19 protein-coding genes are annotated in these 21,009 nt (G+C 48.7%); 1 reads left to right on the top strand and 18 read right to left on the bottom strand.

Annotation, left to right across the window (positions count from 1 at the left end):
* Window positions 1-17: 17 nt before the first annotated feature.
* The 13 genes from H581_RS0107045 to H581_RS33300 all read right to left on the bottom strand — a co-directional run bounded on the left by H581_RS0107045 (window position 18) and on the right by H581_RS33300 (window position 12,915).
* Window positions 18-1,637: a response regulator transcription factor gene (locus tag H581_RS0107045; RefSeq protein WP_028609400.1), complete on the bottom strand. Its 1,620-nt coding sequence runs from the start codon at window positions 1,635-1,637 to the stop codon at window positions 18-20.
* Window positions 1,630-3,459 (bottom strand): cache domain-containing sensor histidine kinase, encoded by a 1,830-nt coding sequence (locus H581_RS0107040; protein ID WP_028609399.1) that lies wholly within the window; start codon window positions 3,457-3,459, stop codon window positions 1,630-1,632. The genes H581_RS0107045 and H581_RS0107040 overlap by 8 nt, the downstream gene beginning before the upstream one ends.
* Before the next feature lie 104 nt (window positions 3,460-3,563).
* A complete protein-coding gene (locus H581_RS0107035) occupies window positions 3,564-4,970 on the bottom strand; it encodes an ABC transporter substrate-binding protein (RefSeq protein ID WP_028609398.1) in 1,407 nt (468 codons plus the stop codon).
* A 133-nt stretch (window positions 4,971-5,103) separates the two neighbouring features.
* The gene (locus H581_RS0107030) at window positions 5,104-5,943 is read right to left on the bottom strand and encodes a carbohydrate ABC transporter permease (RefSeq protein ID WP_425414588.1); all 840 of its coding nucleotides are present in this window, start codon (window positions 5,941-5,943) and stop codon (window positions 5,104-5,106) included.
* A 16-nt stretch (window positions 5,944-5,959) separates the two neighbouring features.
* A complete protein-coding gene (locus tag H581_RS0107025; RefSeq protein WP_028609396.1) occupies window positions 5,960-6,898 on the bottom strand; it encodes a carbohydrate ABC transporter permease in 939 nt (312 codons plus the stop codon).
* 155 nt (window positions 6,899-7,053) lie between these two features.
* Window positions 7,054-7,644, bottom strand: coding sequence for a TetR family transcriptional regulator (locus tag H581_RS0107020; RefSeq protein ID WP_028609395.1), 591 nt, complete (start codon window positions 7,642-7,644; stop codon window positions 7,054-7,056).
* 73 nt (window positions 7,645-7,717) lie between these two features.
* Window positions 7,718-8,881: a YhgE/Pip domain-containing protein gene (locus tag H581_RS0107015; RefSeq protein WP_028609394.1), complete on the bottom strand. Its 1,164-nt coding sequence runs from the start codon at window positions 8,879-8,881 to the stop codon at window positions 7,718-7,720.
* A gap of 140 nt (window positions 8,882-9,021) precedes the next feature.
* On the bottom strand, window positions 9,022-9,792 hold the full coding sequence (tatC, locus tag H581_RS0107010) for a twin-arginine translocase subunit TatC (protein WP_028609393.1): 771 nt from the start codon (window positions 9,790-9,792) through the stop codon (window positions 9,022-9,024).
* Window positions 9,793-9,921: 129 nt separating this feature from the next.
* Complete coding sequence (tatA, locus tag H581_RS0107005) at window positions 9,922-10,155, bottom strand: twin-arginine translocase TatA/TatE family subunit (protein WP_028609392.1); 234 nt, start codon at window positions 10,153-10,155, stop codon at window positions 9,922-9,924.
* A gap of 33 nt (window positions 10,156-10,188) precedes the next feature.
* Window positions 10,189-11,244: a molybdopterin-binding protein gene (locus H581_RS0107000; protein ID WP_051250519.1), complete on the bottom strand. Its 1,056-nt coding sequence runs from the start codon at window positions 11,242-11,244 to the stop codon at window positions 10,189-10,191.
* Entirely contained in the window at window positions 11,241-11,735 is a 495-nt protein-coding gene (locus H581_RS0106995) for a MogA/MoaB family molybdenum cofactor biosynthesis protein (protein ID WP_028609390.1), read from the bottom strand. Before H581_RS0106995 ends, H581_RS0107000 begins: the two co-directional genes overlap by 4 nt.
* A gap of 27 nt (window positions 11,736-11,762) precedes the next feature.
* Entirely contained in the window at window positions 11,763-12,242 is a 480-nt protein-coding gene (moaC, locus tag H581_RS0106990; RefSeq protein WP_028609389.1) for a cyclic pyranopterin monophosphate synthase MoaC, read from the bottom strand.
* Window positions 12,243-12,297: 55 nt separating this feature from the next.
* Window positions 12,298-12,915 carry a 5-formyltetrahydrofolate cyclo-ligase gene (locus H581_RS33300; protein WP_051250518.1) on the bottom strand — a complete coding sequence of 206 codons (618 nt, stop codon included), beginning with the start codon at window positions 12,913-12,915 and terminating at the stop codon, window positions 12,298-12,300.
* A gap of 141 nt (window positions 12,916-13,056) precedes the next feature.
* Between H581_RS33300 and H581_RS0106980 the strand changes: the two genes are divergently transcribed.
* Window positions 13,057-14,994, top strand: a complete 1,938-nt coding sequence (locus H581_RS0106980) for an ABC-F family ATP-binding cassette domain-containing protein (protein WP_028609388.1) — start codon at window positions 13,057-13,059, stop codon at window positions 14,992-14,994.
* A 339-nt stretch (window positions 14,995-15,333) separates the two neighbouring features.
* On the opposite strand, the gene H581_RS0106975 is transcribed toward H581_RS0106980, so the two are convergent.
* The 5 genes from H581_RS0106975 to H581_RS33295 all read right to left on the bottom strand — a co-directional run bounded on the left by H581_RS0106975 (window position 15,334) and on the right by H581_RS33295 (window position 20,701).
* Window positions 15,334-15,984, bottom strand: a complete 651-nt coding sequence (locus H581_RS0106975) for a response regulator transcription factor (RefSeq protein WP_028609387.1) — start codon at window positions 15,982-15,984, stop codon at window positions 15,334-15,336.
* Window positions 15,962-18,244, bottom strand: coding sequence for an ATP-binding protein (locus H581_RS0106970; RefSeq protein WP_051250515.1), 2,283 nt, complete (start codon window positions 18,242-18,244; stop codon window positions 15,962-15,964). Before H581_RS0106970 ends, H581_RS0106975 begins: the two co-directional genes overlap by 23 nt.
* A gap of 147 nt (window positions 18,245-18,391) precedes the next feature.
* The gene (gene comX, locus H581_RS37740; protein WP_156889519.1) at window positions 18,392-18,562 is read right to left on the bottom strand and encodes a competence pheromone ComX; all 171 of its coding nucleotides are present in this window, start codon (window positions 18,560-18,562) and stop codon (window positions 18,392-18,394) included.
* 127 nt (window positions 18,563-18,689) lie between these two features.
* Window positions 18,690-19,619 carry a polyprenyl synthetase family protein gene (locus H581_RS0106960; protein WP_028609385.1) on the bottom strand — a complete coding sequence of 310 codons (930 nt, stop codon included), beginning with the start codon at window positions 19,617-19,619 and terminating at the stop codon, window positions 18,690-18,692.
* Between the two features lie 332 nt (window positions 19,620-19,951).
* On the bottom strand, window positions 19,952-20,701 hold the full coding sequence (locus tag H581_RS33295) for an ABC transporter ATP-binding protein (protein WP_051250513.1): 750 nt from the start codon (window positions 20,699-20,701) through the stop codon (window positions 19,952-19,954).
* Window positions 20,702-21,009: the final 308 nt, after the last annotated feature.

Raw genomic sequence — 21,009 nt, 5'->3', positions numbered from 1 at the left:
TTATTCCGCTCCTGTTCCTAGCCTCGCTTTTGCTGGCTCCTGTACTCAACGGGCGTTGCGCCTGAAAACGATTTAAAAAGCTTAATAAAATAACTTTGGTTATCATAACCTAAGGTTTCGCATATTTTGCCGACAGGAGCGGACGTTTGGTCAAGCAGCTCCTTGGCCCTTCGCATCTTCATACGCGTCACGTATTCGATAAACGTTTCGCCGGTCTCCTTCTTAAACAGCCGGCTGAAGTAGCTTGGATTCATGTACAGCTGTTCGGCTACCTCCTCCAGGCTAATCCTGCGATCCAAATGAAGCGATACGAACTGGCAGGCTTCCGCAACCTCCGTTCTGCGGCTTTGAACGCCAATTCGGTCCGAAGCCGAAATAACGGACACGCAATGTCTGATGAGCCATTCCTTCATCTCCGCAAGACTGTCCAGCTCAAGCACGTCGTTATGAATAACGTCGATCGGCTGCGCAGAGCGATAATGCGCCAACGATTGCAGCTTAAGCTTCGCGTCCAGCAGCAGCTTCAGTACCCAATCTTTCACCATATCAGGCGAATATTTCTCTTGCTCCGCCTCCGCGAGCCAAGCCGTTACCGCCGCTCTGACCGTTTCCGGATCCTTGCCGAGAAACAGCTCCCGCAGCTGTTCGCTTGTCTCATTGAAGCAGGCGAACATATCGCCAGCGCCTCCGGGTACCGGGACAGACCGAGCGATGGAGCCGGGCAATCGATAAAACCGGCCCGCTGCATTCGTCCGGATGCTTACGATGGAAGCTTTGATCTGTTCGGGATTCCCGCAGCTGTCACCGATCATAAAAGACACCGACAGCTTAAGAGATTGCTTAATCGCCCGCTGAATCCGGCTCATCATTTCCTTCGCCCCGTCATAGCCATTTACCTTCAAGCCGGCTGGAAATTTTTGCAGCAATACCGACTCCTGCGGACTGTAGCTGAAATGGACAGACGACATGCCTTCGTTCCGTACAGCTTCATCAATGACATTGTTCACGGCAAATCGGAGCACGTCGTCCGATATAAAGCGCTGCTTTGCTGATCGGTAGTCGTCCAGTATGCCGATGACGGGAATAACAACCTCGTCCTGAAGAAGAGGAAGTCCGAAAGAGGCAAGCTCGCTCTGCCATTTACCTGCATCGAGCATGGGCTGATGAAGCGTCTCGCGAATGAATTTCTCCTTCATTAACGCTTTATTCCGATCGACAAGGTTCTCCATTTGAAGCTGCTTCGTTTGCAGCTCATTTTCCTCGTTAAGGCTTGCCGTGAATTGCAGCAGCAGCTGGCGGATGCTTGACGGATCAAGCGTATCCTTCAGCAAATAATCCTGTACATGAAGTTTGACGGCTTGCTGCGCATAATGGAACTCGCTGTGACAAGTGATAACGGCAACCCGAATGTCCGGCTTTGACGTCTTCAACTGCCTGATTAGTTCCAAGCCGTCCATTTTCGGCATGCCGATATCGGTAATCAGGATGTCGGGCATATCCGATGCCGCTGCCTCCAGCGCGCTTGCGCCGTTTTCATATAAGCCTATAACCTTTAGACCGAGCTGCTCCCAATTAATCGCATAGCTCATCAGCTCAAGCACCGGATAATCGTCATCGACAAGCATGACTTTATACAATTTCGCCCACCTCCCTTTTCGGTATATGCATCGTAACTAAGGTGCCGATCGCCGAATCGCTGCTGACATCCATCGTGAATGCTTCCCCATACGTCATCGTCATTCTCTCGAACACGTTGGAAAGACCAATGCTTGAAAACTTGCCGCCGGCCGGCTTGTTTCCCTCTTCCCTTGCAGCAGCATCAATCAGTTTTCGTCTTAACATTTCCAGCGTCCCCGCGTCCATCCCTTGTCCGTCATCCCTCACGGTAATGATGATAAAATTTCCGCCATCTACGGAGCTGATATGAATCGTTCCGGATCTTTGGCTTAATCCGTGAATGAGCGCGTTCTCGATCACGGGCTGCAGGAAAAAGCGAGGGACAGCCGTCATTAACGTATCCCTGGACAAATCAAGCTGCAGCCATGCCTCTTCCTTCTGTCTCATATTCATCAGCTTCACATATTCTACAACGGTATCTATCTCTTCATGCAGCGGAATCGTGCCTTTATCCTGACTAATCGTCATGCGCAGCAGCTTGGATAACGAGCTGATCATCTCCGCGCTGTCTAGATCTCCCTTCCGCATGACCTTCATTCGGATTGAATTGAGTACGTTAAACAAAAAATGGGGATTGATTTGAGCTTGCAGCATCGCCAGCTCCGCCTTGCGCTTTCGCGTCTGGGTCAACGTCGTTTCGGCGATCATTTTTTTCACCCGGTCCAGCATATGATCAAACGATTCGCCCAGATAACCGATCTCATCTGTCCCTCTGATATTGGAGCGAACCTCCAAATTGCCGCGCTGCACCGTTTCGGCCACTCTACCCAATCTTACGAGCGGTCTCGTAATCGTACCGATTAAATAAACGAATAAGAGCAGAAAAACGCAAAACGAAAACAACTGAAACATAAATACGCGGTTAAAAATCGAATTGAGCTTAAACACCGCTTTTTTGTAAGGCGTTAATGAGACCAGCTCCCAGCCGGTAGGCGACTGCTTGAGGGAGGAGATCATGTAATCCTCGCCGCCGACCTGTAAGATATGGGGATCCTTTTGCCGCTTCGCCTCGGCAGCATACGGGAATTTTTCACCGATTCTCGCGTGATCGGGATGGGATAGAATAATGCCGTCCCCATCCAGAAGCATTGTTTCCTGATCCGCAACCAGCCTTTTAAAAATATCGTTCACCAGATTTTCCGGTATGGTGACAATGACATAGCCGTAGGGTGTGAGTCCTCTTCCGCGCAGCGTCCGCGCAATCGAAATTTGGTGCGGGCTTATCCGCTTTTCGCTGACAAAAACGGTCGGCGTTGTCTCGATCCATGCCGATTGCAGTCCTTTAAGAGAATCCAACTTCCCGAACCAAGCTTCCTCGCGAAAGAAATTGGGATTATATTCATCGAGCGGATAATTCGCAAAGCTCGTACCATCCTTCAGCAGGATGGAGACATAGTAGACTTCATCCAAACTAAGCAGCTTCATATCGTCAATTTTCCCCGTTATTTTGGCGCGATCCATGTAACGTTCATATTCAGCATTCGGTCCCCCATAGGTCTTGCCTGCCGCTATCGCCTTCAAAATGACATTTATTTCGGAATCAATCTGCACGCTGTTTGCTATATAGAGCATATGCTTGAATAGATTTGTCACATATCCGTCTACGAGCTTAAGCTTTTGCTGGGATTGCGAAACCGCCTCCTCTTTCACGGCAGCCTTCGTCATCGTATTATAGACGGACAGCGTAATGAGGGCAGGAAGCAGTATGCATAAAATCGAGGTCAGCATCAGCTTAAAGCGAAAGGACCTTGGCCATATTAGTGATTTAGAACCGACTGCCATAGGTCTGCCTCCCTGCCCATAGATGCATTTAATTGTAAAAAAGGAGCGCAGATAAAATGCTGCACCCCTTGCTATCGCTTCCTATCTTTATTCATTATAACCGATTATTTTTTATTGGCGTCAATAATTTCTTGTACCCTCTCTTGCGTTGCGGCAATCGTTTTGTCGATATCCTGCTGATCGAAGATAAGCTTCTCGTATTCCTCGTTGATTACCTTATACATCTCCGATTGATACGTAACGGGCGGAATGATTTTGGAAGACTTCGCATTCGATAGAACATGAAGCAGCGAAGCTTTGTCCACCTTCTCCGGATTTTGGGTTCCGCTCAGGATCGTGTCGATAATCGATGTAAGCTGCGAATCGTCCACGCCGTTCCATGCCGGAATATTTTTGCCCTGCGCAATTTGCCCTTCCGTCGTATACCAGCGGACAAACGTATAGGCCGCCTCTTTGTTTTTGGAGTTTTCGGCTACCGCGACATAATCGGTCGTCACCATGGTATAGCCGCCTTCGTCTCCCGCATTGTTTTTCGGGATCGGAGCCACGGCTACCTCAAAGTTAAGCGGGAATTGCTCTGTGCCTCCAAGCTCAGTGTTCATCCAGCTTCCGATCATGACCATGCTTACCGCCTGATTGAAGAACTGGTTGCGGTAATGAAGCTTTTGCGAAATCATATCCGTATACGGCGTAGCCGATTGGTCCTGCTTCTCCATTTGCAGGCGAAGCTCCAACGTTTTGCGGAATAACGGGTTGTCCAGATTGGATGTTCCGTCCGCTTTCAGAAACTCGCTATTGTCCGCTTGATTAGCGAGCGCCAGCTTCACGAACTCCATCCATCCGCCGTTTTGCGGACCGTGGAAATAGGTTCCGTAACGTTTCGAGGCGCCTTCGCCGGTTGTCAGCTTTTTGGCATAGGAAGTGAAGTCGTCCCATGTCCAATCCGTCGGCACCTCCAAGTCAGCCTCCGCTAAATGCGTTTTGTTCAGCAGGATGTACCATGGGTTGAATTTCCCAGGCAACGCGTAGATACTTCCATTTAGCGTTGTGTCCACTTTGTAGTCATCCGCTACCTTGAAGCCATCCTTGGCGATAAACTCATCCAGCTTGGCAACCATGCCGAGTCCTACGCGCTGCGCGTAGCTTGCCGGGTCGCTGAACATGAGAACGTCCATTTGCTCGCTGGAGGAAGCAGCCAAATCAAGCTTTTGCAGCGCTTCCTGCGTATCTCCTTTCTCGCTCAGTACGATAACCTCGACGTTAATATGCGGAAATTTCTCATGAAAGGCCGCAACCGTCTTTTCCCAGTTATAATTCGCTTCGTTGCCGAACGTATGGAGCTTAATCGACACGGGCTTGGCTTCGTCCGTCGCATTAGCCTTATTCTCTGTATTTTCGCCTGCTCCTTGATCGGCAGCCCCTTCTTTACTCCCTCCACTGCTTGCGCAACCGGTCAAAACCATAATAACGGACAACGTAACCAATAATAATAATTTCATCTGTTTGTACATCTAAACCCTCCTCAAATGATGGTGTATGCGCTTTCCCGATCTCATTGTAGCAACACCGCCAAGCCCATCCATACTCCAATATTGACTACAATTACGATTATTTTTACTTCTCATCCGGCAGCGGATGCCCGAACTAGCCCTTTACCCCCCCAAGCGCGATGCCTTCAATCACACTCTTCTGCCCGATAATAAACACGATCAGCAGCGGTAAAATAGCCGATACAGCAGCAGCCATTATGAGCGAATAGAATTCGCCGTTAATCGTACTAAACTTTTGCATCGCAAGCTGAATCGTATACAGTTTATCCGTCCGTAGGAAAATGAGCGGATTTTGATAATCGTTCCACGTCCATATAAACCGCAGGATGGCATAGGTTGCGACGGCGGGACGAACGAGCGGAAACGCGATTTTCCAAAAAATTCGCCAATGGCCTGCTCCGTCTATTTTTGCGGATTCAATATATTCATTATGAACGCCCATAAAAAATTGCCGCAGCATGAACGTGCCGAGAACGCTGAAGCTGCTTAGCAAGATGAGACCAAGATGGCTATCGAAAAAACCGATCGAGCGGTACAGAATGAACTGCGGAACAAGTATTGCCTGCTGCGGAATCATGTAGGTCGCAAGCACGATCATAAACAAATATTTGCCGGCGCCAAAGTTGATTTTCGAGAAACCGTAGGCGGCAAGCGCCGATACGAACGCCGATGCCGTTGTTGTGAGTATCGTTACTTTAACCGTATTCCAATAATATTTGTAGAATGGAAATTTGCCAACCCAGACCTCCGTATAATTCTCGATCATATGCCATTTCGTCGGGATCCATTGAATCGGATAGGTAAATACGTCCGCTTCGATCTTGAAAGAGGCCGACAGCATCCAGATGAACGGCAGCAGGAACAGGATACTGACCGCAAGCATGAGAATGGTAATGACTCCTTTTCTGAGGCGCTCAAGTTTATTGACTGTCATCATAATCGCTCCCCTCTCAATAGTTGACCCACTTCTTCTGCCCGATCCATTGCAGCAGCGTAATAAACATAACGCAAGCGAACAGTATAACGGCCATCGAAGAGGCGTATCCGATTTTCAAATTTACGAATGCGGTGTCGTACAAATACCAGACGATCATGCTGGTCGAGGAGATCGGCCCGCCTTTCGTTAATATCGCAATTAAATCAAATACCTTAAAGGTTGAAATAATGCCCGTAATAAGCAGAAAGAACGATGTCGATGACAGCTGCGGGAACGTGATGCTTTTGAACTTCACCCAATTGTTCGCGCCATCGATGTCAGCCGCTTCATACAAATCGCGCGGAATCGATTGCAGGGCGGCGATATAGACGATCATGTTAAAACCGATGGCGGTCCATATCGAAATCATCATAAGAGACGGCAGCGCATACTTCGGATCTGCGATCCATTTCGGCGGATTCTCGATGCCAAGCGACATAAGCAGCTGGTTAACCGGACCGGCCGACGGGTGGAAAAGCACCTGCCATACGATGGCAACCGCTACGATGCTTGAGATATACGGCATGAAATAGGCTACCTTGAAATAACCTTTCATATATACATGCTTATCGATCACAACGGCCAGAAACATCGAGAATGCCATATAAATAGGAACCGTCAGCAGGAAATAGCCATTGTTTTTGAGCGATTTCATGAATGCGTCATCCTGGAACAAGCGCTCGAAATTAGCAAGGCCTACCCATTTCATATCCTTAAAGCCCGCTATGAAATTCCAATCCGCGAACGATAGCATAAACGTTGCCAATATCGGAATGAGCGTCAATACCGATACGCCGATCAGCATGGGGCTGACGAACAGTAATCCGGCAATTGTTTCTTTCTTTTGCAAGGAACCGGTTTTGATTTTTTGCTTAGGTTTTGCCGCAGCAGGTGCAGGTTGTAGCGGATGCATGTTCTTCACCTCGTTTTGTAGTAGTTATCTTATTATAAAAAAAGCCTCTCCCTTTTCTTTAACGGTATTTTGATGACCTATACCGCTATTTTGACTATTTGACGGCGCAAGCCGTAAAAAAACCGTACGGCGAATGACTCGCGTACGGTTCTTTTCTATTTCGCGTTGTATTGCAGCGCATTTAAAATAAAGAAGGTTAATTCCTCCGTCATCGCTTCAAGCGTAGGCGGCTCCTCCTTCAGAAGCACCGCCCAATACTCGGTGTTCCGATGAAACAGAAGCGTGCCGACGACGGACATTAAGGTCGTATCCAAAGAGCGGTAATGGAACAGCCCCTGCTCCCGCCCTAGCTCCAGCCAATGTCTCAGCAGTCTCCATGTTGGCATCACATGCTCGCGGATTTTTTGAATGCGTTCGGTATTCATTATAATTTCCTGCTGAATGATGCTTATAAGCTGATAGTCCCTGTTGCGAAACGCCGTTACCTCCCGAATAATAAACTTGACTCCCGCGACGGGATCAAGGGTTGGATCAACCTTCGCAAGCTGCCCATTCGGGAAGAAGGTTTCGAATAATGCGCCGAACATATTCTCTTTTCCGCCGAAATGATACGATACAAGCGCGACGTTCGCGCCCGCTTCCTCGCAAATTTGCCGGACGGTCGTCTTCTCGAAGCCGTACTGGGCGAACAGCTTCTTAGCCGCTAACAGTATTCTTATCTTTATATCCGCATCTCCTGTTGACATCCCGTTCCTCCAGCTATGCTTATTTTTTCTTATTCTGATGCATTACCTTCCAATTTGCAAGGAGGTTCCCCTCCTATTTTCGATGGCTCGCAATCGCCGCTGTCGGCTGAGCCTGAACGGCATGCCGTTTCACCGCCACAGCGAACGCGCTAACCGCAATCGCGATAACCCCAATGACCGCGAGTGCCAGCGCTTCGGCGCCGACAGCAGGGCCGCCGAATAAAATATTCATATTTCCTTCAACGGCATAGGTCGCGGGAAGCGCATCCCCAAGCGTAATGTAAAAGTCGGACAGAAGCTCGCGCGGTACGATCGCCCCGGAGGAGACCAGCTGCGCCGAGAGCGCCATAATGTTAAACAGCATACCGGCCATGCCGAACAAATACAAAAACATTTGGGATACAAAGACGAAGGTCAGCATGAACAGCAATTGGAACAGCCACAGGTGAAGGAAACCCTGCTCCATTTGACCGCCGAACGATGCCAGTAAGGAGGAGCCTACTAACGAGATAAGTACCGCTGCACCGGCATTGATGACGGTTCTGACAACGAATCGCTGCCATCTGCTCCCTGCCCCGCTCACCGCCATCGCCGACTGTTCAAAATTCATTCCCATAATCATTGCCCCGACATAGGAAGCAAGCACCATCATCATCGGAACCATTTGATTGTTCATGCCGTTTACGACATTTGTCGACTGAATATCCGAGGTTACGCGCTGCGCCAGCCCTTGGGCCGCAGCCGCAGCTTGCTCAGCCGGCATGTTCATGCTTCCCAATACCGTCTGCACGCCCCCGGCAACCGCCTGGCGGTTAACCTCCGCCGTCATCTGCGCCGCTGCGCCGCTCATGATGCTTTTGATCAGAGCCGGATTCGACTCATTGATCATATATTGGATCGAAGCGGTGCCATCCGCTGCCGCGGCCTTTTGAGTGAAATCTGTCGGAATGAGGACAACCATCTGAAGCTCGCGTTCATTAAGCTGCCGCTTTGCCGATTCGATGCTGCTTTCTTCATGGATGTCGAACGGAAGATTTTGAACCAGGTTCGCCGCAATCTGCTGTCCCATTTGCTGGTCCTCGTTCACAACGGCGATTCTAAGCTGCTCCACACGGTCCGTTACGCCGTCATAGCCCGTCATCCAGATTGCCGAGAAAATAACCTGGAACGTTAATGCGGTAATAATGCCAACCCAGGTGGTCGGCCGTTTCATAAAAGCCTGAAAGGTACTCTTCATTGAACTCCACTCCCGTTTTCTATTTAAACATATGTTTAAAACATCTGTTTAAATCATATGCTTGCACGTGATTTTTGTCAACAACCAATCGTTAACCGCCGATGAAACAAAAAAGAAGAGACGGCCCGTCTCTTCCTTGGTTATGCTTTATTTAACGACTCCCCGTACTCCGCTTCCCACTTCTCGTCCGCTGCCAGCTGTTTTCTGTGCACCGTTCCCGATAAGAACACGCTGACCTCATACAACAAAAGCAATGGTATAGCAACGAGGACGTCGGATATGAAATCGGGCGGCGTAATTAATACCCCGATAAAGATCATAATAAAATAAGCGAGACGGCGCATTTTGCGCAGCCGCTTCGGATTAACCAGGCGAATCGCTGTCAAAAACATAATGACAAGCGGCAGTTCGAATAGGAGCGAAATCGGAATTAACAGATTAAACATAAACTGAAAATACTGTGCGATTCCGAACGTTTCCTCCAAATTCAAATGCTGCGATACCGATCTCGTAAAATGAAAGGCAAGCGGAAAAACAACGAAATACGAAAATGCCAGCCCGATTAAAAACATAATAAGAGCGAACGGCACGTACTTTAGCGTGGAACGCTGCTCATTCTCGCGAAGAGCCGGCTTCACGAACGCCCACAGCTGGTACGCGATAACCGGCAGCGCCACGATTAACGAGATGACAAACGCAAATTTCATATACATGCCGATTCCGTCCCAAAGCGAGAACGTATGCAGGGAAATCGTATTCGCCGGCTTCTGGCTCATGAGGAAATTATAGGCCGGCTGGGCGAGAATAAGTCCGACGACGATGCCTAGCGCAAGGGCAATCAGGACAAAAACCAGCCGCTTCCGCAGCTCTCCCAGGTGCTCTAAAATCGGCATCAGCCCTTCCTCGCGCATAAGCTGCTTGCGCGATTGCTCTTTCGGCTTGTTAGTTGCTTCCGTTCTCAATTCCTCTTCCCCTCCTCTGCCATTTTTATTTTTATATGCCCGCTATTCAACCAATAGTCAAGAAAAAAGCGGGCCCGATTAATCCGGAAGCCGCTTATTGTCTTTCTCGTTATTATCCGTGCGATTTACCTCCACGCGGTTTGCTTCTTTATCTCTGCGGTCGTCGTCATCCATCATCTCTCTCGCTCCGGATTTGAACTCGCGCAGCGTACGTCCGAATGCGCGGCCAAGCTCCGGCAGCTTGTTCGGACCGAACAGCAGCAGAGCGACCAGCACAAGCAGGATAATGCCCGTTGCACCTATACCTGACATTTCGTTTACCTCCTTAAATAACTTCCGTAATCTCTAGCAGCCGTATAATCCGCCGTATCCCATGCTGACAATATCTTCTCTGACGATCGTATCCCCTGCAAGAATGCGGGGCAGCAGGACGTCGAAGGATGTGTAGGGATCATGCATAACACAGCCCGGCAAGCCCATGATCGGCACCCCGTCTAGATAGCCGATAAGCAGCATTGAGCCCGGCAGCATTGGTGTTCCATAACTTACGATATCCGCTCCAGACGCTTTAATCGCGCCCGGCGTGCGGTCGTCGGGATCAACCGACATTCCGCCGGTCACTAGTATCATATCATACCGCTTATCACGCAAATAGTGTATTTCCTTGACAATTGTTTGTCGGTCATCCGGGGCGAACCGGTGCTCGGCAACCTCCGAGCCTATCGATTCCAGCTTGCTTCGGACGGCCGGACCAAATTTATCTTCGATTCGGCCGTTAAACACTTCGCTGCCTGTCGTGAGCAATCCGACCCGCAGCTTGCGGAAGGGCCGGACGCGAATCGGCGACGTTCCATTATTCGCGCTGCGGTATTCCGCTGCAAGCCGTAGGACGGCTTCGACTTTCGACTTCGCCACGACAAGTGGAATGGCTCTGGTGGCGGCTAGCTGCCCGCCCGGCTTCACGACCGAATTGGTTTTGATCGTGGCCAGCGCAATGTCTCCCAATTCATTAATCGCATCAACAATCGCTTTATCTACAGTTGCCAAACCTGATATCGTCGATTTGATGCTGACTTTGCCTTCGTGCGGCTCCGAGATTTGCAAATTCTCGCCGTGCAGTGCTTCAGCCATACGTAAGGCGGCATCATCCTCATGGAGCTCATTCTCCCCAAGCTCCATTATATAGATATGCTCTTTACCGATATCGAGAAGGCTCGGAATGTCGGCTTCCGTCACGACATGCCCTCTTTTAAACAGACGGCCCTTGAACTGGCCGGGAATGATGCGGGTTAAATCATGCGCCAAGCGCATGCCGACCGCATCGTAAACGGATACTTCCTTCAGCACCGTTGTCCCCTGTCTAGTAATCGTTCCCTCTACCCGCTGCTCATGCCCGCTCATACGCTATGCTCTCCCAGTCGTCCGGATAAAATTCCGAGTGCATGAGGCAGCTGATCCATGATCGCCATTAAGCTTTCATGCACGCCCTTGGGGCTGCCGGGCAAATTAACGATAAGAGAGTTCCCCCTGATGCCGCAAACGCCGCGTGACAGCATTGCCCTTCTCGTCTTCTGGAGCGCTCCCATTCGCATCGCTTCCGCAAGTCCGGGAACCGCGCGGTCAATTACCTTAAGCGTCGCTTCGGGCGTAATATCCCGCGGAGCGAGCCCCGTTCCGCCCGTCGTGAGCACGAGATCGGCATGGAAATACTCGGTCATCTCAATGATAGCCGCCATAATTTCGTCCTGCTCGTCCGGTACGATTCGATAATCGACGATTTCGCCGCCCAGCTCTTCCTCAATTAACTCGCGAATGACTTGTGCGCTCGTATCTTCCCGTTCCCCGCGAGATCCTTTATCGCTTGCCGTTAATATTGCTACCTTCCACCGCATATACCATTCCTCCCATCCCTACCCCGACTATGGGTTTGACGAAATTCGATAGTCACCGCTCTTGCCGCCGGATTTGGCTATTAGGCGAGTCGGCCCGATGACCATATCCTTCTGCAGCGCTTTGCACATGTCGTATACCGTCAGGGCCGCTGCCGATACGGCTGTCAGCGCCTCCATTTCGACGCCGGTTTTGCCTGTCGTCTTCACGGTGCCTTCTATATAAAGTTCATCTTTCTCATTATCGCTGAACGTAATATTAATTCCGGTAAGCGGCAGAGGATGACACATCGGAATCCAATCCGCCGTTTTCTTGGCAGCCATAACCGCCGCAACCTGTGCGACTGCGAGCACATCGCCTTTGCCCACTTTGCCTGCCTTGATTTGTGCCAAAGTATCCGGATTCATCTTAACCATGGTCTGAGCGACCGCCGTACGCGAAGTGACTTCCTTTTCGGAGATGTCCACCATCCGGGCCCGCCCTTGCTCGTTAAAATGCGTCAGCTCCATATTCTAATCACTCCCTCTGCTTCCATATGCTTAAGATCATGCCAGACAACAGGCATCATACCATATAAACGTCTTTCTCCGTCAAAATCCCATCCATCGGTAAATCATGCGCTTCAATAGGGAAGCCTTCTACAAGCTGCGCTTCAAAGGCTGCGCCGATCCACAAGGTTCGAGCCGCTTCGCCTGCATCCTTCAACCTGGCTGCGGCAAAACGGTCATAATAACCGCCGCCGTACCCTAATCGGCCGCCATTGCGGTCAAAAGCGAGGCCGGGAACGAACACCGCTTCGGGCATATAGCTCTTGTCGAGCGCAGGTGTCGTCGCCGGATTGGGCTCCATGATTCCATATGCGCCCGGTACAAGCTCATCCCAACTGCGCAAATCATGAAGCGTCATAGTGAAATCCGCCGCGACGCACCGCGGAACGATAACGGCTCTTCCCGACTGCCAGCCCCATTCGATCAGCTCCGATAGATTAAGCTCGCTTCGATAAGAAATATAAACCATAAAGGATTGCACGGAACGGCTTTCCAATAAACCCTTCGCATTCGCGCATGCCGCCGAAGACCATTCCTTTCGCCGTTCCATCGGTAAACCGTCTCGCCTTTGGGTCATTTGACGACGGAATACGGCTTTCTCATCCCGTCCACTCAGCTTATCCAAAGCATTCACCTTTTCTAGTTCCTATCGTTTTTTTCGTTATTTGTAGTTTACCACTGTTATACAACTTTCGCCAATGCCGGCGCCCATTTATGATACACTATTAGGGAATGGGTACGACAATTATTTACAATGATTAGGTGGAGGTTTAACATGCTGCTTCAAGTTTCCAATATTACAAAGAGCTACGGCGTTAATGTCGTATTATCCAATATTTCATTGCAAGTACTGGAGCGTGAGCGTATCGGCTTGGTCGGCGTGAACGGCGCCGGCAAATCGACATTGTTAAAAATTATAGCCGGCGAAATGTCGGCCAATTCAGGCGCAATCCATAAAGCCAAAGAGACTAAAATCGGCTATTTGGCCCAAAATAGCGGGCTGCAATCCAACCGGACCATTGAAGCGGAGATGCGCGCCGTATTTTCTCATTTAATTGAAGCCGAGCAGGAACTTCGGGAGCTGGAGCGGAGAATCGCGGACCCTGCGCTTCATGACGACGAGAAACGGTATGCGGATACGCTGGACCGGTATGCGAAGCGTTCCGACTGGTTCCGCGAGCAAGGCGGATTCGAGATCAATACGCGCATAAACAGCGTGCTTCACGGTATGGGCTTCGGCAGCTTCGCTCCGGATACATTAATATCCACCTTAAGCGGCGGCCAGAAAACGCGGCTTGCTCTTGCGCGCATTTTGCTGCAAGCGCCCGACCTGCTCATGCTCGACGAGCCGACGAACTACCTGGACATTGAAACGCTTACTTGGCTTGAATCCTACCTGCGCGGTTATTCCGGAGCCATTCTCGTCGTCTCGCATGACCGATATTTTCTGGATGCGCTTGCGAACACGATTGTGGAAATCGAACGCCATATTTCCAAAAGGTATACCGGAAATTACAGCCGGTACATGGAGTTGAAGGCGGCGGAATACGAGATTAACATGAAGCAGTATGAGAAGCAGCAGGATGAAATCACCCGTATGGAGCAATTCGTACAGCGCAATATCGTTCGCGCTTCTACGACCAAACGCGCACAAAGCAGACGCAAAGCGCTCGAGAAGATGGATAGAATCGACAAGCCTATGGGCGATTTGAAGAAGGCATATTTCACGTTCGAGATCGAACGCCCAACGGGCAAGGATGTATTGGCTGTCGACGACTTATCCATTACGTTCGACGGCCGTGACAAGCCCTTGTTCCGACATGTTTCTTTCCAGCTTACACGCGGCGAAACCGTTGCTTTGATTGGGCCGAACGGAATAGGCAAATCGACGCTGTTGAAGGCGATCGTCGGGCAGATCGAGCCGACAACCGGCACAATCCGCTTCGGAACCCATGTTAAACTCGGGTATTACGACCAGGAACAGACAAGGCTGACCGCTCAGAATACCGTTCTGGAAGAAGTTTGGGGAACCTATCCGCATATGGAAGAAGCACGTATTCGTACGGTTCTTGGTAATTTCTTATTCAGCGGCGAGGATGTTCTCAAACGGATTTCATCGCTAAGCGGCGGTGAGAAGGCACGGGTTTCCTTAGCGAAATTGATGCTGGCTCAAGCAAATGTGCTTATTTTGGACGAGCCTACCAACCATCTCGACCTGTTCAGTAAAGAAGTACTGGAATCGGCGCTCTTGGACTACGAGGGAACATTGTTTTTCATTTCGCATGACAGATATTTCCTCAACAAAATGGCGGAACGCATTGTCGAACTAGGGCCGGCGGGCACCGAGCATTTCCTGGGAAATTATGACGAAATGATAGAGAAAAAACGTGAAATCGAGGAGGTTCGATTAGAGTCGTTATCAAAAAAAGCCTCAACAGGCTCGAAATCATCCGCGATTTCCGACAACATACCGGCAAACTCATACGAGGCAGATAAGCAGGCGAAGCGTGAAGAACGTATCCGGCAGCGTAAGATCGAGCAATTGGAACAAGAAATTGCCGACTTAGAGCAGAAAATTTCGGATCTGGAAGTCCAGCTGACAGATCCCGCGATATTTAATGATTATATCCGTATCCAAGAAATTCAAGGTCAAATCGGTGTTCACAAAGCCTCGCTGGCCGCCGCTTATGAGGAATGGGAGCAGTATATGTAAAAGCAAAGAGGGGAAATCACTTACCTTCATTGGGCTTCGGGCAGCCATTATCGGAACGCATCGTGATTAATACCCCACCAATGTGATATGGAGCGGCGGACAGGCGAGCGGCGTCGAAGATGGGGTGAACGCATGAAAAAGCCCGCGCGGTATCGATGTTGGACATTGTGCGGGGAGCCCGCATTCGGTATCGAAGGATTAACAAACGAGCTTATGGTCGAGCGGATGGATCGTTATAGGATTAGCCTCATTAATATAATCGGCAATGAAAACGGCAGATTAAGGAATTGAATAATCCTTGATCTGCCGCTATTTGCCTTGAATACTTAAGCCAGAATATTAATATTGCTCTAGGCTGATGAGCCCCAAGCGCTGCGCTTCTTTAATGGCTTCTGAGCGGGAGCGTACATTCAGCTTATCGAATATCCGCGAGAGTTGGTACTCGACGTTTCTTTGACTGACGTGCAGCATAACGGCCAACTCTTTATTGCTAATTCCTGTAGCAACTTCATGAAGAATCGTTTGCTCTTTCTCCGTTATCGATACATCCTGAACCGACACTTCCGTACGTCCGATTGTAACCTCATGCCTTCTAAGCTGCTTCAGCAAGGAAATGGGAATGACCGCATCTCCGCGCATCGCAGAGCGAATCGCATTATGAAGCTGTTCTCTTGATACCGTCTTCGATATAAACCCGGACACGCCTGACTCGATAAGCAGGTTGAAATGCGAACCGATTTCATAGCCCGAATAAATAATAACCTTACGTTCCGGATCCTGCTGAATTAATCTCCTCGTTAACTCCAATCCGCTAATTCCCGGCATATTCAAATCGCATAGGATAAGGTCGAATTGTTCTGTTTGTACGACTTCTAGCGCTTCGATAGCTGACAATACAACCGATACTTTCATTTCGGCATCCTGCTCGATCATTGTTTTGGTACCTTCTCCAACAGAAGGATGGTCATCAACTAATAAGATACGAATCACGCGATATACCCCTCTCTGTTCGACCGGTCGTCATAATTTCCGGCAACAAAATAACAACCTCAAGGCCGTCACCGCGCTTAGAATGAAACGATATGTCTCCTTCAAGACCCGTTACACGTTCTTTAATGCCGGACAAGCCCATATGCTCAAATGAAGCAATCATTTGGTTAACATCCATGCCGATTCCATCATCCTGATATCGGAAATAAATCGTTCCTTTTCGCTGTTCCAATTCCAGTGTAATTAATCTAGCCTGCGAATGTTTATCGGCATTGCGAAGCAGCTCCTGTACAATCCGATAAATAGCTGTGATCTGCTCCTCATTGAGTTCGCGGGTAAACGGCTTCGCGCGGAAATCGACTGAAAAATTAACACGCATCTGCGTATGCTCAATAATCGACTCGACAGCCTCCACAACGCCCATCTCTTTGAGCAGCGGCGGTCTCAGCTCATTACAGGTTTCCCGAATTTGATGAATAACGTCAAGCAATCCTTCTTTAATATCCTCCAGCTCGCCACCAAGCTTATCCGAAATGGGATGATCCATCATAACGGCTTCAAGCTTCCGGTACCAAAGTAGCTGATCCTGCAGCGCCGAGTCATGCAAGTCTGCGGCAAGCTTCCTCCGTTCGTTCTCAGAGAGGCAGAATAACAGGCGAAGGACCCATGGCGACGTGGAATGCTCCTTGCGCACCTCGGACTCTAAGTCTTCAATCAGACCTTCAATCAGATATAAATTTTCAAATACGATACTGGCATAATTGGACATCGTCTTCAGCCAGCGCAGCTCGTCCGAGTTGAAGCGGGTATGGTTCGTTTTAAGCCCTATCCATAAAATATGATACCGGGACCGCTGCCTGCCGATGACAAGCCCTAAACCGTACGGCAGCTCAATTAACTCCCCCACTTGAAGGGAATTAACCGTGCCCAGAAGGAATTCGGCCGTAATGAGCTCTTCCGGGTGCTCGCCCATTGGGAATACCGTATTCTCCGATTGTTCGACAAGCAAGAAAGTGATCCGGTTAACCGGCAGCAGCTCGGCAATTTCCTGCTTAAGCACGTTCTCCAAATCCGACTGCTTCATGACGCGGGCAATCTTGCGGGAGAATCGGTCCAGACTGTCCTGATAACTGTACATAGCTTTAAAAAGCTTTGGCCGAAACCGTTGATCGACCTGCTCTTTCGCATATAAAAACAACGTCATCCCGATGTAGATGACAAAGAAGATGCCAAACCATGCGGACCATGACGGGTTTTTCTCTCCCAAAATAACAAATGCCACCAACGCCGCTACAATGATTGACGGTAGTAATGCAAGCGCCGTATAGTATTTGAATCTCGTTAAAATAAAATCAATATCAAACAGCTGGTTTGAGGTTGATAAATAGAAATATACGATTGGAAGAATGAACAAGAAGAGTGCCGTGAATGCCGCAGGCAGAATCTGTTTCTCGTCAAAAATAGGCGGAATCAAATTCATCGTTGCGAATGGTGTAAAAGCGACTATATGCGAAATCAAAGTAATCGTAAAAAGGGAATGCAGCTTTGTACGCCGATGCTTGAAAAACTTAAGGATCAGCTTATAAACGCACACCAAATTGCCTAGAAGCACTACGCTGCTATAGGCCATTTGTATATACGTATAGATTCTAATCGATGAAATGTCGGTCCATATGTACAGCAGGCTTGCGGCTCCAACCAAGCCGACGATAATAAATAACGTGCGAAGAACCCGCTTGCTAATAAAGTGGACATCAAAGCGCTGCAAATAGATATTCATAAAGTTCATAAACAATAACGGAATGTTAGGAAGAACGAGGTAAATAATTGAAATCCCAATTGGGTCGCTTCGATTAGAAGCGGCCGAGCTATAATAGCAGATCCCTATGGATACAAAAAAGAGAATAAGCATGACCGCTGCTTTATCATGACGGCGCTTCACGTACAAAAAGCCTGAAAACGCGCAAAAAATAACAAGTGAAATGCCCGGGATAAATAATTGAATCAACAGCTCCCAGAGCGAATGATCACCTGTCCAACCTTTAGGGAAATATATAACTTGCTCGACGTTATCCCGATGCAAGACGAGAACATTATCCGCATATTCAATTGAATTGTATTTCCTTACATTCTCAAATTCTCCTACGGGCTTACCGTTTACTTCTAAAATTTGATCCCCGACCCGAATCCCTTTCACTTCCGCCTGCCCTGCAGCCTCCAACGATTTGACATAAAAACGATCGCTGGGTTCCTCTATCAATACCGCTCCTATTGACGGTACTCTTACGATAACGGCAGTCAAATAAAAAAGGGAGGCTAGAAGAACTAGAAGAAAGAGGATTGAGATGAAGCGGTTAAGTCTAGTAGGTCTCATGCAATCCTCTTCCCTTCAAGCAAAATCAAAATTCTAGTTCCACATGTATGCGTAACCGCTGTTTTTGTCGTTTTTGTTCTTCAATTCACCAAGAAGAGCTTTCTGTTCCGCTGCAGAAACACCTGCTAACTGCAAATTTCCACCCATAGCCATAGACATCTTTTCTGTGCTGCTTACCAATTGACGAATTGTTTCTTTCAACATATTAACTCCTCCGCTTCTCTATAAATATAGTAAAAATATTTTACATTAATACTATAACAGGAAACGAATCGACAGAAAACGCAAAATTGATTCGTATTTACCGAAGTCACTTTTGCGTGGTGGGATTTCATGCAATTTCTTGGTTCAATATCTGTAAAAATGTCGCTTTCCAAGGACCAGCTTCCTGTATGGAATCCAGTAGTTCCTCGAAACGGTTGTAGTACATCCGGCTCATAACGGATCCGTACAATAGGGTGCCTGTCCGCTCGCAGGCTTCCTCATATCTTGCACGTGCGTTTTCAATATCTTCCGCAGATAAACGTCCGTCGAAATAGTCTTGAATCCACTGATCTTCGTCAGAGAGGCTTTCTAATAAAAACAATGTCAGCAGCGTTCGTTTCCGCTGCAGGAAATCGCTTTTGTCGTCCCAGCGCAGCAAATCCCGAATATCGTTCCTCAGTTGCGCGGCTATGCCTATCTCGATGGCGTACTCCCCAACCACGCTGTTCCATGGCTTTCCTGCGAGCATAACGCCCGCCATACAAGCAAATGACAACAGCATGGAGGACTTTTGCTTGACCATCTCCAAGTAGGACTGCTCATCCGTTATTTCATTCATTATATCGAGCATCTGCCCATTCGCCGCCTGCAGAAGATGCATGTTCATCATTTCCACCAACGCAAGGCGGGTGTCATTATTATCCGTACAATCAAGCATTCCTTGCTGCGATAATGTTAATAGGGACGATGCGACATGGAGTGCGGCCGCCCCGGACACCTGCATCCATGGTTTACCGGGGGCATCCTGATCCTGCAAATCATCCAATATATCCGAGGCTAGAATAAAAAGCTCGACCGCGCCGGCAGCCCGGTAAACCTTGTCTCCTTCACCTCCGAACATCCGATAGTGAATAACGGTCAACTGTCCGAATTTAAGAGACTCCTGCAGCTTATATTCAATAAACTGCTCCGTCAGCCGCACTAGCGGTTCTGCTGTAAACCAGCGTAAAGCCATTTGACGCATTTGTTGTCCTATAAGCGGAATACAATCGTTCACAATCGTTCCTCCGATTTTTCAGCATATTCCTATTATACTATGTTTTGCTTATAGAAACATACGCTGCATCATCAGAACGAACCGCCCGATCCAATTGAATGTTACGGAACTTCGACTGCGGCTTTTGCGCTTACCGCTTGCCTTATTTTTTTCCTCCGCCATTTCCCCCTTATTCATTCGATTTATTAAAAGTGCTATCATCTCCATTCGTTTTTCTACTAGTTCCAATCGTTCGATAGACGGACTTCCGATGCGATCGCGATGATACATTGACTAACAAGCCCTCCTTGAGGCGTCCAGAGGCAAATAAACGATTCTTCCGCCCATGTCCATTAAAGCTTATAAGCCAATACTCCTCTAACATCAGCAGCATAATGCATATAAACCCCTTCCATCGTCATGCCGCCGCCGGGCAACTCGGCGATAAGGGTTTGGGGATTGCCGCAGATGACATGCTCTCCCTTTCTCATTACGCTGACGCGATCGCAATTGCGTTGAATTTCCTCCATATCATAGGAAGCTACAACTATTGTTTTACCTTGCTGCTTTAATTCGCGAAGAAGCGTCCAGTATTCTGTTTTGGCCTGGGGATCAAGACCGGTCGTCGGCTCATCCAGGAAAATGATTTTTGGATCATTCACAAGCGCAATGGCAAGCGAAGTACGCTGCCTCCACCCGCCGGATAACCTTTTTATTATTTTATTCGCATAAGGACGGAGCCCAAATTGTTCAATGATGCGATCCAAATCATTTTTGCGATTATAGAATGCCTGGAATACTTCCATCGCCTCGCGGACGCTCATCTTATCGACCAAAGCAGTGCTCTGCAGATAAATGCCGATATCCTCCTTCAAGCTCACCGCTTCTTGCTGCAAGTCCTTCCCAAGCAAATGAATGCTTCCCTTATCCGGGGTCCGCAATCCCATCAGCATTTCGAGCAATGTCGTTTTGCCTGATCCATTCGTGCCGATGATGCCGAAAATCTCGCCCCGCTTCACTTGAAAAGAAACCCGATCGACCGCTTTATTCGCACCATAAAACTTACTGATTGAGCTTACCTGAATGACCGTTTCCTTATCCATTCTCCGGTTAACCTCCATTCACACTTTAACGTTGGTTGAGCTAATCGTCTTAAGGTGGGGTTCGCATCGTTGCTATTCATCATAGTTTAACGATAACGTATACCGCCCACATTTTCACCGAAAACCTCATTTGTAATTCGCGCAATTTTTTTGCGCGACCGCAACGAAAGCGCAACGCGAAAAATAGGATAAAACCGGAAGGATTTTAGGACAAAAGCCATCTCCTCAGTTATGCACAGAGATATCCACAAAACTGCATAAATTGTTAGTTAATTCTGTCGATAGTCAGAAAGGAATGGGGTACTATT

The organism is Paenibacillus harenae DSM 16969 (assembly GCF_000422465.1).
Taxonomy (GTDB): domain Bacteria; phylum Bacillota; class Bacilli; order Paenibacillales; family Paenibacillaceae; genus Pristimantibacillus; species Pristimantibacillus harenae.
Note: the sequence above shows the minus strand (reverse complement) of the source record. Positions and strands in the feature narration are given on the sequence as shown.

Excerpts from the sequence above, each read along its gene's own strand:
- H581_RS0107040 (WP_028609399.1), bottom strand. The coding sequence starts at position 3,459 with ATGGCAGTCGGTTCTAAATCACTAATATGGCCAAGGTCCTTTCGCTTT.
- H581_RS0107030 (WP_425414588.1), bottom strand. The coding sequence starts at position 5,943 with ATGACAGTCAATAAACTTGAGCGCCTCAGAAAAGGAGTCATTACCATT.
- H581_RS0106980 (WP_028609388.1), top strand. The coding sequence starts at position 13,057 with ATGCTGCTTCAAGTTTCCAATATTACAAAGAGCTACGGCGTTAATGTC.
- comX (WP_156889519.1), bottom strand. The coding sequence starts at position 18,562 with ATGTTGAAAGAAACAATTCGTCAATTGGTAAGCAGCACAGAAAAGATG.
- H581_RS0107035 (WP_028609398.1), bottom strand. The coding sequence starts at position 4,970 with ATGTACAAACAGATGAAATTATTATTATTGGTTACGTTGTCCGTTATT.
- H581_RS33295 (WP_051250513.1), bottom strand. The coding sequence starts at position 20,701 with ATGGATAAGGAAACGGTCATTCAGGTAAGCTCAATCAGTAAGTTTTAT.
- H581_RS0107020 (WP_028609395.1), bottom strand. The coding sequence starts at position 7,644 with ATGTCAACAGGAGATGCGGATATAAAGATAAGAATACTGTTAGCGGCT.
- tatA (WP_028609392.1), bottom strand. The coding sequence starts at position 10,155 with ATGTCAGGTATAGGTGCAACGGGCATTATCCTGCTTGTGCTGGTCGCT.
- H581_RS0106995 (WP_028609390.1), bottom strand. The coding sequence starts at position 11,735 with ATGCGGTGGAAGGTAGCAATATTAACGGCAAGCGATAAAGGATCTCGC.
- tatC (WP_028609393.1), bottom strand. The coding sequence starts at position 9,792 with ATGCGCGAGGAAGGGCTGATGCCGATTTTAGAGCACCTGGGAGAGCTG.
- H581_RS0107025 (WP_028609396.1), bottom strand. The coding sequence starts at position 6,898 with ATGCATCCGCTACAACCTGCACCTGCTGCGGCAAAACCTAAGCAAAAA.
- H581_RS0107015 (WP_028609394.1), bottom strand. The coding sequence starts at position 8,881 with ATGAAGAGTACCTTTCAGGCTTTTATGAAACGGCCGACCACCTGGGTT.
- H581_RS0107000 (WP_051250519.1), bottom strand. The coding sequence starts at position 11,244 with ATGAGCGGGCATGAGCAGCGGGTAGAGGGAACGATTACTAGACAGGGG.
- moaC (WP_028609389.1), bottom strand. The coding sequence starts at position 12,242 with ATGGAGCTGACGCATTTTAACGAGCAAGGGCGGGCCCGGATGGTGGAC.